General features: G+C 34.4%; 16 protein-coding genes and 2 pseudogenes. All 18 read right to left on the bottom strand.

Features of this window, described 5'->3' with window-relative positions:
* Nucleotides 1–35 precede the first annotated feature (35 nt).
* The 18 genes and pseudogenes from gmd to tkt all read right to left on the bottom strand — a co-directional run bounded on the left by gmd (nucleotide 36) and on the right by tkt (nucleotide 16,418).
* Nucleotides 36–1,250 (bottom strand): GDP-mannose 4,6-dehydratase, encoded by a 1,215-nt coding sequence (gene gmd / locus DZ65_RS0104525; protein ID WP_024787487.1) that lies wholly within the window; start codon nucleotides 1,248–1,250, stop codon nucleotides 36–38.
* Entirely contained in the window at nucleotides 1,237–1,596 is a 360-nt protein-coding gene (locus tag DZ65_RS0104520) for a four helix bundle protein (protein ID WP_024787486.1), read from the bottom strand. The genes gmd and DZ65_RS0104520 overlap by 14 nt, the downstream gene beginning before the upstream one ends.
* Before the next feature lie 17 nt (nucleotides 1,597–1,613).
* A pseudogene (locus DZ65_RS11480) lies at nucleotides 1,614–2,904 on the bottom strand (sugar phosphate nucleotidyltransferase).
* A gap of 44 nt (nucleotides 2,905–2,948) precedes the next feature.
* Nucleotides 2,949–4,695, bottom strand: a pseudogene (glmS, locus tag DZ65_RS11475) (glutamine--fructose-6-phosphate transaminase (isomerizing)).
* A 1-nt stretch (nucleotide 4,696) separates the two neighbouring features.
* Nucleotides 4,697–5,509 carry a UTP--glucose-1-phosphate uridylyltransferase GalU gene (gene galU / locus DZ65_RS0104505; RefSeq protein ID WP_024790800.1) on the bottom strand — a complete coding sequence of 271 codons (813 nt, stop codon included), beginning with the start codon at nucleotides 5,507–5,509 and terminating at the stop codon, nucleotides 4,697–4,699.
* 9 nt (nucleotides 5,510–5,518) lie between these two features.
* Complete coding sequence (locus DZ65_RS0104500) at nucleotides 5,519–5,830, bottom strand: type II toxin-antitoxin system PemK/MazF family toxin (RefSeq protein WP_024790799.1); 312 nt, start codon at nucleotides 5,828–5,830, stop codon at nucleotides 5,519–5,521.
* Nucleotides 5,823–6,053, bottom strand: coding sequence for an antitoxin (locus DZ65_RS0104495; RefSeq protein ID WP_024787482.1), 231 nt, complete (start codon nucleotides 6,051–6,053; stop codon nucleotides 5,823–5,825). Before DZ65_RS0104495 ends, DZ65_RS0104500 begins: the two co-directional genes overlap by 8 nt.
* 101 nt (nucleotides 6,054–6,154) lie before the next feature.
* A complete protein-coding gene (galE, locus tag DZ65_RS0104490; RefSeq protein ID WP_051428175.1) occupies nucleotides 6,155–7,219 on the bottom strand; it encodes a UDP-glucose 4-epimerase GalE in 1,065 nt (354 codons plus the stop codon).
* On the bottom strand, nucleotides 7,216–7,596 hold the full coding sequence (locus DZ65_RS0104485) for a four helix bundle protein (RefSeq protein ID WP_035907118.1): 381 nt from the start codon (nucleotides 7,594–7,596) through the stop codon (nucleotides 7,216–7,218). Before DZ65_RS0104485 ends, galE begins: the two co-directional genes overlap by 4 nt.
* Nucleotides 7,597–7,648: 52 nt before the next feature.
* Nucleotides 7,649–8,692 carry an NAD-dependent epimerase gene (locus tag DZ65_RS0104480; protein ID WP_024787479.1) on the bottom strand — a complete coding sequence of 348 codons (1,044 nt, stop codon included), beginning with the start codon at nucleotides 8,690–8,692 and terminating at the stop codon, nucleotides 7,649–7,651.
* A 78-nt stretch (nucleotides 8,693–8,770) separates the two neighbouring features.
* Nucleotides 8,771–9,937 (bottom strand): nucleotide sugar dehydrogenase, encoded by a 1,167-nt coding sequence (locus tag DZ65_RS0104475; protein WP_024787478.1) that lies wholly within the window; start codon nucleotides 9,935–9,937, stop codon nucleotides 8,771–8,773.
* Nucleotides 9,934–10,410 (bottom strand): hypothetical protein, encoded by a 477-nt coding sequence (locus DZ65_RS0104470; protein ID WP_024787477.1) that lies wholly within the window; start codon nucleotides 10,408–10,410, stop codon nucleotides 9,934–9,936. The genes DZ65_RS0104475 and DZ65_RS0104470 overlap by 4 nt, the downstream gene beginning before the upstream one ends.
* Nucleotides 10,411–10,423: 13 nt before the next feature.
* Entirely contained in the window at nucleotides 10,424–10,864 is a 441-nt protein-coding gene (locus tag DZ65_RS0104465; RefSeq protein WP_024787476.1) for a Sua5/YciO/YrdC/YwlC family protein, read from the bottom strand.
* A complete protein-coding gene (locus tag DZ65_RS0104460) occupies nucleotides 10,851–11,273 on the bottom strand; it encodes a flagellar FliJ family protein (protein ID WP_024787475.1) in 423 nt (140 codons plus the stop codon). The genes DZ65_RS0104465 and DZ65_RS0104460 overlap by 14 nt, the downstream gene beginning before the upstream one ends.
* A gap of 153 nt (nucleotides 11,274–11,426) precedes the next feature.
* On the bottom strand, nucleotides 11,427–12,668 hold the full coding sequence (locus DZ65_RS0104455) for an adenylosuccinate synthase (RefSeq protein ID WP_024790798.1): 1,242 nt from the start codon (nucleotides 12,666–12,668) through the stop codon (nucleotides 11,427–11,429).
* Entirely contained in the window at nucleotides 12,661–13,470 is an 810-nt protein-coding gene (locus tag DZ65_RS0104450) for an ATP phosphoribosyltransferase regulatory subunit (protein ID WP_024787473.1), read from the bottom strand. Before DZ65_RS0104450 ends, DZ65_RS0104455 begins: the two co-directional genes overlap by 8 nt.
* Nucleotides 13,471–14,568, bottom strand: coding sequence for an alanine--glyoxylate aminotransferase family protein (locus tag DZ65_RS0104445; RefSeq protein WP_024790797.1), 1,098 nt, complete (start codon nucleotides 14,566–14,568; stop codon nucleotides 13,471–13,473).
* The gene (gene tkt, locus DZ65_RS0104440; protein ID WP_035907381.1) at nucleotides 14,565–16,418 is read right to left on the bottom strand and encodes a transketolase; all 1,854 of its coding nucleotides are present in this window, start codon (nucleotides 16,416–16,418) and stop codon (nucleotides 14,565–14,567) included. The genes DZ65_RS0104445 and tkt overlap by 4 nt, the downstream gene beginning before the upstream one ends.
* Nucleotides 16,419–16,420 lie beyond the last annotated feature (2 nt).

The following is a 16,420-nucleotide window of genomic DNA, read 5'->3' as shown; positions in this document are numbered from 1 at the left end:
CTATTTAAAATTATCAATTTACAATTAAACATTACTTATAATCCACAGCTTTTTGGAACTTCAAATCCGCATTCTTTAAGAACAAGCTCTTGATAGTTTTCTTTTAAATCACTCTCTACCATCTCTTTTGTCATCTCTTCAAGAGTTATTTTTGACTCCCATCCAAGTTTTTCTTTTGCTTTTGTTGCATCTCCTAAAAGTAAATCAACTTCTGTCGGTCTAAAATATTTAGGGTCTACATTTACAATATCTTTTCCTATCAAATTTTTTACATGATCGATAATATATTGTGGATGGGCCACATTGATTGTTTTTAAAAGGTTTTGAAGTTTTTCTTCATCTATTGCAGTAACAATTCCTTTTTCATTAACTCCTTTACCTTCAAATGAAATTTCTAACCCAAGATATTTTCCTGTAAGTCTTACAAATTCTCTAATTTCTGTGGTTCTACCTGTCGCTATTACCCAATCTTCCGATTTTTCATATTGAAGTATCATCCACATCATTCTTACATAATCTTTTGCATGTCCCCAGTCTCTTTTTGCACTTAGATTCCCTAAATAAAGTTTTTTATCAAGTCCTAAAAGGATTCTTGCCATTCCTCTTGTTATTTTTCTTGTTACAAATGTTTCTCCACGTCTTGGACTTTCGTGATTAAAAAGTATTCCATTGCAAGCAAACATATTATACGCTTCTCTATAATTTACCGTAATCCAATACGCATAGAGTTTAGCTACTGCATAAGGACTTCTTGGATAAAATGGTGTTTTTTCACTTTGCGGTACTTCCTGAACTAATCCATATAATTCACTTGTACTTGCCTGATAAATTTTTGTTTTATTTGTAAGTCCTAAAAGCCTTACAGCTTCTAAAATTCTTAAAATCCCTATACCATCCGCGTTTGCAGTATATTCCGGTTCTTCAAAACTAACTGCTACATGTGATTGTGCTGCAAGGTTGTATATTTCATCAGGCTGAACTTCTTGAATAATACGAGTTATATTCATACTGTCTGTCATATCTCCGTAATGTAAAAAGAAATTTACATTTTCTTCATGCGGGTCTTTATATAAATGGTCTATTCTTTTCGTATTAAAAAGGCTTGTTCTTCTTTTTATACCATGAACTTCATAACCTTTTTCAAGTAAAAATTCTGCTAAATAACTCCCATCTTGACCTGTTATTCCTGTAATCAAAGCTTTTTTAGGTTTTAGATTTGAGTTTTGAAATTTAAGATTATTTTTTTTCATACTTTTCCTTTTTATGATATTTTGATAATCCTGTTAGCATTTTAGAAATTTCATCTAAATCATTTATCCATTTTAAACCTGTTGGTTTATTGATATATTCTATTTCTATTCCAATATATGCTTGAGTAATAAATTCTGCTACCGAACCTTTTGAAATTTCTATAAATCTAATCTGTTCTTTTAGAGATTCTTTTTCCAGTCCTTCTGCAATATTACTTGCTATAGATAATGCACTTCTAATTATTTGATCTTTAAAACCAAAATCTTTTAACTCTTTTAATTCTTTATATACATTAGCACACATTCTTGAAGATTTTTTCCAAAAATCTAACTTTTCACATTTCATATCTTAGCACCTATCACTTAGCACATACTTCTATTAAAATCATCTTCAATTCTTACAATATCATCTTCGCCTGTATATTCTCCAACCTGTGCTTCAATTAATACCACAGGTATTTTACCGGGATTTGACAATCTGTGAATCTCTCCCATTTTTATGTATGTTGATTCATTCGGTCTTACAAGATATGTTTCATTTCCTACCTGAACTTCTGCTGTCCCGCTTACTACTACCCAATGTTCGCTTCTGTGAAAATGTTTTTGAAGGGAAAGTCTTTTTCCCGGTTTTACTATTATTCTTTTTATTTTATATCCGTTTTCATCAATTAAATTCTCAAATATTCCCCACGGTCTATGTACTGTGGTATGAAATTCTGTTAAGTCTTTATTTTCTTTTTTTAACCTTTTTACCACATCTTTTACTTTTTGTGTTTTGCCTTTTTTTGTTATGAGTAAAGCATCATTGGTATCTATTACAATAAAATCTTCAAGCCCTATTGTAGCAACTGTTTTTTTTGAATTATCGCTGTAATAAAAGTTATTTTTACTTTCTATCTCAATAGGTTTTACATTCGAATCTATTTCTTTAACTAAACTGTCAAAACTTCCTACATCATTCCATTCAAAATCTGATTTAATTACTTTTATTTTATCACTCTTTTCCATTACTGCATAATCTATACTCTCTTCTGGAATATTTTCCATATCTTCTAATCTGATTCTTAAAATATTTTTATCTTTTTTTGCATTTTTATAAGCTTCTAAACTTTTTTCATAAATTTCAGGAGCATATTTTTTAAGTTCTTCTAAAAACACTCCCGCTTTAAACATAAACATTCCGCTATTCCAAAATTGCCTTTTTTTACAAATCTGGCTTTTCATGAAATTTAATAACATCTCCAAATGTTACAAGATATCCTTGTTGTGCTAATTCTTTTGCTCTTTTTATTGCTTTTTCATAATTTTCATCATCTTTTATTAAATGATCGCTTGGTGTTACAAAAAGTATTTCATCTTCATTGCTTTGAAACGCTGCGAGGGCAATTGCTGGAGCTGTATTTCTTCCTACAGGTTCAAGTATAAATTGAGTATTATTTAATTTATTTATTTCTTCAAGCTGGTCTAATGCCAGAAAAAACTGCTCTTCATTTGAAACTATAAGTTGAGAATTGCAGAGTGTTGAATTTCTCTCAGTGGTAAGTTGAAAAAGTGATTTATCATCAAAAAGTTTTATAAACTGCTTTGGCATCAGCTTTCTGCTTATCGGCCAAAGCCTCGTCCCATTCCCCCCGCAAAGAATTATATTTTTCAAAAACTCTCTCCTAAAAATTTTTCATAATTTTACCAAAAATTTCATTACTCAACCGTAACCGATTTAGCTAAATTTCTTGGCATATCTACATCGTTTCCCATTCTAATTGCAACTTCAAGTGCTAAAAGCTGGGTTATTACCATCATTTCAAAAAACTCCGCCATAGGATGCCTGCTTTTGTTTATTTTTATAAAATCATCTGTCAGTTCAATTTCTTCCTGAGATATTGTAAGCACTGTGGCGTCTCTTGCCACAAGCTCTTCAATATTTGATTTTGTTTTTTCAAACAGTATGTTTTTACTAAGAAGCGCTACTACAAAAAGCTCCGGGTCTGCCAAGGCAATAGGCCCGTGTTTCATTTCACCTGCCGGGTAGCCTTCTGCGTGAATATAGCTTATTTCTTTTAGTTTAAGCGCCCCTTCAAGGGCAAGAGGGTAAAATATATCCCTTCCTATATAGAAAAACCCATGCCCGTGAAGGTATCTTTTTGAGAGTCTTTTTATTTTTTCATGTATTTTTGTATTTACTTTTGTGGCTTCTATGGACTCGTTTATTGCTTCATATTCGTTTTTATCTGCAAGATAATTGCTTAACATCCATAGCGTCATTACCTGAGTGGCAAATGCTTTTGTAGAAGCTACGCCTTTTTCTATTCCCGCTCTAAGCAGTATTGTTTTATCGGCCTCTCTTACTATAGAAGAATTATCTACATTACATAAAGCTAATGTTTTAAGTCCTGCTTTTTTTGCCATTTTAAGAGTCTCAAGCGTATCAGCCGTCTCCCCGCTTTGGGATATTACTATAAAAAGTGTATCTTTTGTTAATAGAGGCTCTCTGTATCTAAGCTCGCTTGCAACTTCTACATTTGTTCTTATTTTTGCATCTCTTTCAAGCAGATATTTACCCACAAGCCCCGCATGATAGCTTGTCCCGCATGCTGAGATGATTATATTATTTACTCCTTCAAAAAACTCTTTATTAAGCTCGTCAAATTTTATGCCTTTTTCAGTATTACGACCTAATGTATTTTCTTTTAATACACCATATTGTTCATAAATCTCTTTTTCCATATAAAACCTGTATCCGCCCTTTTTGGCTGATTCTCTGTTTGCCGGGAGAGGTTTGAAATACTGACAGACAAATTTCACTGTCAACATATCCGTATTCACCGTCTTCCAGATAATGTGCGCTGTTTGCATATCCCACAAGAGGCGCGTCAGATGAAGCGAAGAAAAATTTACCTTCGTTTTGTGCGACTATTAAAGGGCTTCCTTTTTTTGCAAAAAATATTTTTTCAGGGTCTTTTTGGGTAATAAGCAAAATCGCATAAGCGCCTTTTAGCTTTTCAAGTGTTTTTTTGAACGCTTCAAATGCATTGCCGTTGTAAAAATGCTCAAACAGTTTTACTATTACTTCAGTATCTGTTTGAGAGATAAAATTTAAATTCTGAGCTTCAAGTTCTTTTTTAATTTCAGCATAATTTTCAATAATCCCGTTATGCACAACCGCGCTGAATTTTCCTGTCTGCGGGTGAGCGTTTATTTCTGTGGGTTTTCCGTGGGTTGCCCATCTGGTATGCCCGATACCAAGTTTCGGATTAATAAATTTTACATTTTTTAACTTAACTTCCAGATTTTTCAGTCTTCCGACAGCTTTTATTACTTTAAGTTCCCCTTCGTCCATAACGGCAATTCCGGCGCTGTCATATCCTCTGTATTCAAGTTCTTTAAGCCCTTCTATTAAAAACTCCTGTGGGCTTTTTATTCCTTTAACCCCTACTATTCCGCACATATTAACCTTTCATATTTTCATACATATAATTGGTGGCTTCTATAAATCCGGGAATACTTCCGCAGTCAAACCTTCTGCCTTTAAACTTATATGCTATCACCATTCCTTCATTTGCCTGCATTTTTATAGCGTCGGTCAGCTGAATTTCCCCGCCTTTTCCAGGCTTTACATTTCTTAACAAATCAAAAATATCGGGGGTTAAAATATATCTTCCTATAATTGCTAAATTGCTTGGGGCTTTGTCAACATCCGGTTTTTCCACCATATCATCTACCATTATTACACCGTCTTCTATTTTTTTACCGGATACAATTCCATATTTATTTACTTCGTTTTTATCCACTTCTTCAACAGCTATTATTGTACATTTATATTTTTTGTAAAGTTTAACCATCTGTGTTAAAACTTCCCCCACACACAAATCATCCGCCAAAACAACCGCAAAAGGATTGTTGCCAATGAGTGGTTCGCCACTCAAAACCGCATGTCCGAGTCCAAGCATCTCTTTTTGTCTTACATATGTAAAAGTGCATTTTTCTATCATTTCATTTGTTTCTTTAAGCAAAGAGGCTTTACTTGAATCTTTTATTTTATTTTCAAGTTCTGGGGAAAAATCCAGATAATCCTCAATAGCCCTTTTGTTTCTTCCTGTTACAAACCCTACTTCAAAAATTCCCGCATTCATAGCTTCTTTTATTCCGTAATGAATAAGGGGTTTATTAACAACCGGCAGCATCTCTTTTGGAACCGACTTTGTGGCCGGTAAAAATCTTGTGCCATACCCCGCCGCAGGAAACAGTACTTTTTTTATCATTTTTTCTCCTTATTCTACTAACATTTGATTTATAATTTTCTTTACTTCATAAATAACTTTTCTATCTATTTTTCCTAATTTTTTTATTATTCTTTTTTTATCAATAGTTCTTATTTGATCTAATACAATATAAGAATTTTCTCCTGCTTTAATCCTAGTTGGATAATTTCTTGTTTTAGAAGTCATCGGTGCAATTATTAGAGTATTTATATTAAAATTCATTTCATTTGGAGAAATTATAACACAAGGCCTTGTTTTTTTAATTTCAGAACCAATTGTAGGGTCTAAATTTACAAGCACTATTGAATATTGATTATACATCCATATCCCAATCTAAACTATCATCAATTAAAAGTTTATCATCATTATTTTTGTGCATTTTTTTAAATGCTTCATCCCAACCTTTTCTGCTATTTATTGGAATAATTATTAATTTATCATTTTCTTTTATTATTTTTACTTTTTCTGAATTTATTTGAAATTCTTTAGGTATTCTAATTGCCTGTGAATTCCCACTTATAAAAACTTTTGCTATTGCCTCCATATAAGAACCTTTTTTATTAAAAGTATATACAAATATACATTAAAAATCAAATTCAACATTCATAATTCAACATTTATAATTCAACATTCATAATTCAACATTCATAATTTATTTAGCTTTTTCTCCCACTCATATGCACTCTTACAAATAAATCCCAAATCATCATATTTTGGTTGCCATTTCATTTTTTCTTTTATTTTTGAATTGTCTGAAATCAGCATTGCTGGATCTCCCGCCCTTCTCTTAGCATTTTCCGCTTTAAAATCAACTCCGCTGACTTTTTTCATTGTATCAATTACCTCTTTTACGCTGGCACCCCTGCCGTATCCTACGTTAAAAATATCACTTTTATTATTATCTAGATATTCAATTGCATTTATATGCACATCTGCCAAATCAACTACATGAATATAATCCCTTATGCAGGTTCCGTCAGGTGTAGGATAATCATCTCCAAATATATACATTTTATCTCTTTTACCCACTGCACATTCACTAGCCACTTTTATTAAATGGGTTGCATTTTTTGTTTTCTGCCCTATCATCAAATCGGGGCTCGCCCCCGCCACATTAAAATATCTGAAAATTACATATTTTAATCCGTGAGCTTTAGCAGCATCCTGAATAATATTTTCGCTGAACAGTTTACTCTGTCCGTACGGATTTATCGGATTTGTAGGAAAATCTTCACTAATACCGACATTTTTCACTTTTAACTTTTCACTTTTCACTTTTATATCCGGTTCGCCGTATACCGCCGCCGTAGAAGAGAATATAAATTTTTCCACTCCGTATTTAACGGCCAAATTTACTAAATTAGCAGTGTTTGCTGTATTGTTTAAATAATATTTTAAAGGCTTTTCCACACTCTCAGGCACTATCAGACTTGCCGCAAAATGGATAATCGCATCAAATTGCTTTGTTTTAAAAATACCTTCAATTTCATTCCAGTTGCTAAGATTTGCTTCAATAAACTGAAAATCTCTAATTGTTTTTAGAGTATCAATTGTATCTTTAAATCCACTCACCAGATTATCTATTACAGTTACATCATAATCACTGTTTTCTAATAAAAGCTTTACCACATGGCTTCCTATATATCCGGCCCCGCCGGTAACTAAGATAGATGTTAGATGTTTAATGTTAAATGTTGAATTTGTTTTCATTTTAGCCCTTTTTGATTTTGTTGTGATGTTTTAATAATTTTAGTCAAAATATTGATTATTGAATCAATTTCTTTTAACAAATTTTTATTTTCTTCAAAATATCCACTATCTATTAATAATTTTATCCAGTACCTTGTTTCTCTTGCTTCTTTAGCCGCTATACTCATTTTAGCAATAAAATCTTTTTTAGTTATACCAGCTTGAGCTTCTTGAACATTTGCTCCAATTGAAGTCCCACATCTTAATAATTGTTTTGACATTATATATTCTTTTTTCACTTCAATTATATATTTATAAATTTTTGCAATTTCAAGAGCAAATTCATAACTCTTTTTAACTATTAAATTATTTTCTTTAATTTTTCCTTTCTTATTCATAATTTAACATCCAAAATTTCTCATTCATCATTCAACATTTATCATTCATCATTCAACATTTATAAAACTCCCTGTACCACTCAACAAAATTTCTAATCCCTTCTTTAACATCTGTATAAGGTTTATAGCCTAAATCTTTCTGTAAATCAGTTGTATCGGCCCACGTGCTTGCAACATCCCCGGGCTGCATTGGAAGCAGGTTTTTTTTAGCTTCCCTACCAAGTACTTCTTCAATTGCCTCTATAAAATCCATAAGTTTAACCGGAGCGCCGTTTCCTATATTGTAAACTTTATAAGGAGCCACACTCTCGCTCGGCCTTCCGTTCCACTGAGGATTTGGTTTTGGAGGATTGTCAATTACCCTCACGACACCTTCAACAATATCGTCTATATATGTAAAATCCCTTTGCATATCGCCATAGTTATATACATCAATCGGTTTATTTTTGAGTATATTTTTTACAAATTTAAATAAAGCCATATCGGGTCTTCCCCAGGGCCCGTAAACGGTAAAAAATCTCAGCCCCGTTGTAGGAATGTTGTAAAGATATGAATATGTGTGGCTCATAAGCTCCTCTGCTTTTTTTGTGGCGGCATACAGGCTGACCGGATGGTCTACATTGTCATCTGTTGAAAAAGGCTGTTTTTTATTTAGCCCGTATACACTCGAGCTGCTTGCATAAGCTAAAGATTTTACACCTGTTTGCCTTACGGCTTCCAGTATGTTCATATGCCCTACTATATTTGAACTGATATAAGCATCCGGATTTTTAAGGGAATACCTCACCCCCGCCTGTGCCGCAAGGTGGCATACTTTATCGAATTTTTCTTTTTCAAAAAGTTTAAAAAGATTAAATTTATCTTCAAGATTCAGTTTTATAAACCTGTAATTCGGATATTTACTAGACTCTACAATTTCGTTATATTCTATTTTTTCCTTGTCAATTCCGGCCTCATTTAATCTTGCATATTTTAAATTCACATCATAATAATCATTTATACTATCAAGCCCTACTACCTCATCCCCTCTTTTTGCAAGTCTGTTGGCCAAATGAAATCCTATAAATCCTGCCGTTCCTGTTACTAATATTTTCATATTATTCCTTTTTTACTTATTTATTATTTATATTTATTCTCCATTTTACATTTTCCATTTTCCATTATTAATTAATATTTAGTCTTTAGAATAAATATCCCTTGTATAAACTTTTTCTTTAATATCCTCTAAATTTTCATCAATTCTGTTTGCCAAAATCACATCGCATTTTTTAAGTTCGCCCAAACTGTCGCTAAATTCAACACCCTCTATTTCATTCCCTTTTGCCTTTGGCTCATAAACTACTATTTTTACAAAAGGTTTTAACATTTCAACCACATCAAATATGGCGCTGCTTCTGAAATTATCGCTTCCCGCTTTCATAATGAGCCTGTAAACACCGACTGTTTCCGGTTTTTTATCAAGTATTCTTTTTGCAATAAATTCTTTTCTTATTACATTTGATTCCACTATCGCATCAATAAGTCTCTGCGGAACGTTATCAAGCCTGTAATTTGCCAAAAGCTGTTTTGTGTCTTTTGGAAGACAGTATCCGCCGTATCCGAATGAAGGGTTGTTATAATGCATTCCGATTCTCGGGTCCAGACACACACCTTCAATTATCTCTTTTGTATTAAGACCTTTTGATATGGCAAAATTGTCCAGTTCATTAAAAAATGAAACCCTCATGGCAAGATAGGTATTTGCAAACAGTTTAACCGCTTCGGCTTCTGTATTGTTTGTAAAAACAAGCGGAATTGTCTCTTTATATGCCCCGTCTCTGAGTAAATTGGCAAATATTTCGGCTTTAGCGCTTTTTTCACCCACAATAATCCTGCTCGGATACAGACTGTCATACAAAGCTTTCCCCTCCCTTAAAAACTCAGGCACAAAAAATATATTTTTAAAATTAAATTCTTTTTTTATTCTTTCTGTATATCCTATCGGGATGGTTGAGCGGATTACTATTGTGGCTGATGGATTTATTTCTATTACATCTTTTATTACACTCTCAATGGATTTTGTGTTAAAATAATTGGTAACAGGGTCGTAATCCGTAGGAGTTGCTATTACCACATATTCAGCCCCGTCGTAAGCCTCTTTTTTATCAGTGGTGGCTTTTAGATTCAGTTTTTTTGTCTGAAAAAACTCGGTTATTTCCTTATCTTCGATAGGAGACATTCTTTTATTTACCATTTCCACTTTCTCAGGGATTATGTCAAGAGCCACAACTTCGTTGTTTTGTGAAAGAAGCACCGCATTGCTTAGCCCCACGTATCCTGTTCCAGCTATTGCTATCTTCATTTTATTTCCTTTATCATAATTAAAATTTTTTTCTTTTTATCTTTAAATAAAACCTTTTTTTTAGTTACCAAATAATAAAATCTTTCATTTTTTTGCAAAAAACCTTTTTTTAACTTTATAATTTTACCCAAATTTTGAATAGGTTTTTTTTCTATGATTTTATCTATAAGATTTTTTGGATAACCGGGGGAGAGTTTTTTGATAAATCTATTTTTTGAAACACATTTTTTATTTAAGCAAACACTGTTTTTGTAAATAGTAAATTCAACCGGAACACTGGCGTCTTTATAAATTATAAGTTTTTTATAATTAAATCCTTTTTCCAAAAATCCCTGATCGGCCGCTTTTACAAAAGGAGTGTCAATTACCGCATACACAGGCGTTGTTTTAGTGGCACAACCAAAAATAAAAATGTAAAATGTAAAATGTAAAATGTAAAATGACTTTTTTAAATTAAATTTTCCATTATCCATTGTCAATTTTCCATTATCTTATTTTTTTTATTTTATTTCTTGAAAGTTTATAAATCTTAGAAGGTTTTCCCTCAAAAAGGCCTCTTTTATTTTCCACTGTAACATCGGCTGTGTTTTTAGCCCACATTTCATCAAATTCTCTGCCGCTTTTATTGGCGGAAGTGGAATACATCCAGGAAAATTTTTTCAAAAATTCTAAATGCGACTCATCTCTTACCACCCTGAAACTTTTTTTATTGGGATATATAAAAGTGGTTTTTTTGCTTCTTCTAACCCTGTTTTTAAACTTGTCCGGCACCCTTGTAAATTGTTTTAAAGTTTTTAAACTGTCGACTTCCATTAATATGGGCTGATTTAAAGGACGGTTTTTTATTTTATTTAATTTTTCTTTATCCTGTGATAAAAATCCGGCGGTTGTATCGGTTTGAGTTAAATAAATTTTATTTGGATTCATTTTTTTTCCTAAGAAGTATTGCAATTTCATCCATTTCTTTGGCTTCTTTCAGTTTTGCTTTTTTAAGTATTTTTTTTATTTCTTCATTTTCCAAATATTTCATTTTTTCATATTCAATATTGGCTTTTTTAAGCTCATTCATAAGTTCATTTTTTCTGTTTTCTAAAACAATAATTTGATTTTTTAATTTTTCCATCTCCCCCCTTAACAGATGCTGCTGGGATTTAATCTGTGAAAAAAGAGAGAAATTCCCGTTTTCAGGAAGAGTCAGGGAAAAAAGAATATTTTGCAGGTTTTCTATTTTTTTATTCAGCTTAGTTATAGAAAAATTTATTTTTTGTACATCTTTTTCAAGTTTCTGGACAACCTGTTTTTTTATTTTTACAACAGAACTGAATTTTGTTTTCAATTTTCACTTTTCATTTTTCATCATGGCCGCTTTTGATAGCCAGATGAGCGTAATTCGCTTTGCTCATTTTCGCTCATTTTCCATTTTCCATTTTTAACTTTACACTTTTCACTTAATTGCTTGGCCTCTTGGCTACTCACAACTCACAACTCATCACCTCACTATCGTATCTTCCCTCTCGGCCCCGGTTGAGATATATTTTATTTTACAACCTGTTTTTTCTTCCAAAAATTCTATATATTTTTTGGCATTATCAGGTAAATCGCCCCATTTTCTTGCCCCGCTGCTTCCGTCCCATCCGGGAAGTGTTTCATAAACCGGTTTTACGTCATCCAAATCACTCGGGAAATAATCAAGTCTTTTTCCGTTTCTTTCATATCCCACACCCACTTTTACCTCTTTAAATCCGTCAAGCACGTCAAGCTTCATCAACGCCACTTCATCACAGCTGTTAATGGTAATGGCGTATTTTGCCGCCACAACATCAAACCATCCGCATCTTCTAGGCCTTCCGGTGGTGGTACCGAATTCTGCTCCCTGTTTTCTTATTCTCTCTCCCTCTTCACCTGATTCCTCTGTAGGAAAAGGGCCGTTGCCGACTCTTGTTGTATACGCTTTTGCAATGCCTGTGACTTTGTTTAATTTTTTAGGGGGAATTCCGCTGCCGGTTAACGCCCCGGAAGCTATCGTGTTTGAGCTTGTAACATACGGATAAGTCCCGTGGTCTATATCAAGAAGCGTTGCCTGGGCACCTTCAAGCAGCATATTTTTACTTATGTTATCCCAAAGATATTTTGTAGTGTCTGTAATGTTTTCAAAAAGTTCCTCTTTATAAAAGATTAACCGTTTTTTAACATCGTTAATATCAGGAATTTTTACCCCGAGATATTCCAAATAGCCTTTGTTCATTTCATAATAATCACTCAGTTTTCCAATCAGTTTGTCAATATCTTTAAGTTCACCCATCCTTACACCGGCTCTTACAATCTTATCCGCATATGCAGGGCCTATTCCCCTGCCTGTCGTACCTATTGCATTTTTACCCCTGAGTCTTTCGCGGGCCTTATCGATGGCTATGTGATGATCGAGTATCATATGCGCTTTATCGGAAATAAGCAGTCTGTTTTTTATATTCTTATCAAAATCTTTTATCTCTTTTATAAGCTGGGGAGGATAAACAACAACCCCGTTGCCTATCACATTCACGGCGTTTGGATTTAATACACCGCTTGGCAGTAAATGAAGGGCGTATTTTTTACCGTCCAATACAACGGTGTGTCCCGCATTGTGCCCGCCCTGAGAGCGGATTACAACATCATAGTTTTTTGCAACCAAATCTACTATTTTCCCTTTTCCCTCATCTCCCCATTGAAGTCCTACAATCAAATCAACCATTCATATCCTTTAAAAGATTATCCGTATAAACAGAAAAGCCTACACTTTCGATTCCGTCCACCTTGTATCTTCCGCCTTTTGCAAAAACAACATTATCTTTTATAAATCTGTAAAAAATTCCCGTATAATATCTTAAATTCGTTACATAAAGAGGGGCGATTATGTCTTCTTCGTTTGCAATATCTTTAATTTCTTTTAAGTATTTTTGAATTTCGCCCGGATAAACGCTTAAATCCTCCAAATCCTTTTTTGAATTTACAAAAAGAAGTTTTTGCAGCCAGGTTTCGTTAAATTTGTATATTCTCATTTTTTTTATATCTTCCAAATGAAGCCCCGTTAATTCACATACAACCCTTGGAATTTTAATATGTGAAATCTGAAGGGTGTAATTTTTGTTAAGCCTTTTAAAAATCTGTTTGTTTATATTTACAATTTCTTTTAAATCCCCTTCAAGCCATTCAGCGCCTATTTGATATATTTCATGACTCGGATATCTGAAAACAGGCTGAATATAAAACCATTTTTTAGCTTCGGTTTTAAGCCTTTTAATAACAAGCCTTATTACATCGATGGAAGAATCGGCCCTGAGGGCCAGATTTCTATTTTGGGTATCGGTTAATTTTATTATTTCTTTTTCGCTTAACGCAATTTGCTGATGGTAGGAAAAATAGGGGGTGATTATTTCTTCGAACTCATTGGCATCAAAAACTTCACTTGCCACATTTTCTATTTCCCTTTTTATTTTGGCACTCCTGCCGAAATAAAATCTGCTCCCGGACGGAATTTCATGTTTAAAAATCATCTATTTTCTCTCCTCGGTATATATTCTGAGTGCACTGCCGTCATATTTTCTAATTCCAAGCTCATCTAAGGCAAGTTCAAGCGAATTTACGATATAAAGCATTTTGTTTTCGTCAATTATTCCCATATTGTTGATTCTAAAGAGTTTGCCTTTCATAAAATCCTGGCCTCCCGCAACATTGATTTCATATTTTTCTTTTAAAATTTTTATAATTTCCTCCGCTTTTTCACTGTAAACCGCAGCCATTGAAGGTGCCGGCACCTGAGGAAAAACAGTAAGTCCTATTTCTTCAATAGCCGCAAGAAGCGCACTGTGTCTTTTAGCAGTATTTTCATAATGTTTATCAAATCCGATTTCTTCTAATTTTTTAAGCACTTCATCTAATGCAATAACAAGACTTGTTGCAGGCGTAAAAGATGTTGAGCCATCACGCTGTTTTTTTATTTCATTTGCAAGGTTAAAATAAAAACCTTTTCCTTTTCCTATTCGTTGAACGGCTTTTTCACTGAGACCTAACATTGCAAGTCCCGGAGGAAGCATAAACGCCTTTTGGCTTCCGCCTACCAAAACATCGATATTTGCGGTATCTATATCTTCAACCCCCATAGCGGTAATAGCATCTGCCACTATTATAATATCGGGGTTTATCAGTTTAACTTCGGCCGCAATGTCCTCAACAGGATGCCTGAGCCCTCCCGCACTCTCACAAATCTGAATAAATATTGAATCTATTTCTTCATCTTCCTCGACAGCCGCAACAATATCATCTGCCGCAGCGGGGGTATCCCAGTCATATTTTATTTCCCTGAAAGGGATATTAAACGCACTGCAGATTTTCCCCCATCTTTCACCGAATTTCCCGGCATTTATTGTTAGGGCTTTTTGTTTTACAATGTTCGTTACAGCCGCCTCCATAGCCCCGCTTCCGGAACTTGTCAAAAATACTGCTTCGGGCAGATGGGTCACTTTTCTAAATCTTTCAAGAGTATCAAGCAGAATTTGTTTAAATTCAGGGGTTCTGTGGTGTATTGTTTCACCCAAAAAAGTTTCCCTTACAAAATAAGGAATTTCTACCGGTCCCGGTGTTGCTAAAATCATTTGTTATCCTTTATTTTATTTATAATTTTTTCAGCGTCAAATCCAAAATATTTATAAACTTCGCTTCCCTTTCCGCTTGAGCCAAAACTCTCCATTCCAATCACCATATCGGCATATTTATACCACTCAAGCCCCCGTGCGGCTTCAATGGCAATAACTTTTCCTTTTAAGAGTCCTTTTTTAAATTCCTGTGTCTGCTTATCAAACAGATCAAAACAAGGCACACTTACAACCCTTGCATTAATTTTTTCGGCAATTTCCACAGCCAAATTCACTTCACTTCCGCTAGCAAGGATTGTAATTCCGTCGCCTTCCCTTAAAACATAAGCCCCCCTGCTTAAATCAATATTTTTAGGGGTTATATTTTTAAGCCCCTGACGGCTGAGGGCAAAAGCAACCGGTGCATCGATATTAAGTGCCGCCTTCCAGCAGTTTACATTTTCATTCGCATCCGCAGGTCTGAAAACATAAAGATTAGGAATAGCCCTAAGCGCCGTTAAATGCTCAATCGGCTGATGGGTCGGCCCGTCTTCCCCTAAAGCAATGGAATCGTGTGTGAATATCCAGTAATTTTTATGTGAACTTAGCGCCGATATTCTCAGTGCTCCCCTTAAATAATCGCTGAATACCAGAAATGTGGCAGCGTAAGGCAAAAACCCGTATGCGCTAAAGGCATTGTTTATAGCCCCCATTGCGTGTTCCCTGATACCGAAATGCAAATTTCTCCCGTGAGGAAAATCATCTTCATTTTTTAAATGGGTGTTGTTTGAAGGGGCCAAATCCGCACTTCCGCCAAGAAAAGACGGAACTGCCTTTGCAATTGCATTTAAAATTTCTCCGTTGCTTTTTCTTGTGGCAAGGCTGACATTTTTTTCAAATTCAGGCCATTTAATTTTATTAAAATCCCTGTTAAAAAATTCTTCAATTTCCTTGGTATTTGCTTTTTTTCTCCATTCGGCTTCTAATAATTCACCTTTTTCTTTTACACACCTGAACCTGACCAGTACATCATCAGGCACAAAAAAAGTTTTATCATTAGGAAATCCTGCCGCTTTTTTACTTTTCTTTATAACATCTTCACCAAGAGGCGCTCCGTGGGTTTTTTCGCTTCCCTCAAGCCCGACAGCACCCCTTGCTATAATTGTCTTTGCTATTATAATTGTAGGTCTTCCGTCCGTTTGAAGCGCTTTTTTAAGCGTTTTGGCAATATCTTCATAATCATGCCCGTTCATTTCAAGCACTCTGAAATTTTGGGAAGCAAACCTTTTTTTAATATCGTCTTTAAATACTTTGCCAACCTCTCCTTCGATAGAAATATTATTACTGTCGTATATTAAAATCAAATCTTCAAGCCCTTCGCTTCCGGCAATTGAACAGGCTTCATAACTTATGCCCTCTTCCAAATCCCCGTCACCGCACAGACACCATATTTTATGGTCAATTTCCGGAAATTTTTTATGTAAAAATTTTTTGGCCATTGCAAAGCCTACGGCATTTGCCACGCCTTGACCTAAAGGACCTGTTGTCACTTCAATCCCAGGAGTATGCCCGAATTCTGGATGTCCGGGAGTAATGCTGCCAAGCTGCCTGAAATTTTTCAAATCATCCATTGTAATATCATACCCCCATAAATAGAGCATAGAATAAATAAGCGGCGTTGCATGCCCGCCTGAAAAAACCAGTCTGTCCCTGTTTATAAAATGAGGGTTATGCGGGGTCAGATTAATAACTTCACTGAGCTCCACCATTATATCCGCCAAGCCCAAAGCGGCTCCGGGATGCCCCGAATTCGCCTTTTGCACCATATCAGCCGCCAAAAACCTTATTGTATCAGCCATTTTTTTCTTCATAT

Source organism: Lebetimonas sp. JS032, from assembly GCF_000523315.1.
In the GTDB taxonomy this organism is placed as follows: domain Bacteria; phylum Campylobacterota; class Campylobacteria; order Campylobacterales; family Nautiliaceae; genus Lebetimonas.
The sequence above is the reverse complement of the archived record's forward strand: the minus strand, read 5'-3'. Positions and strand labels throughout refer to the sequence as shown.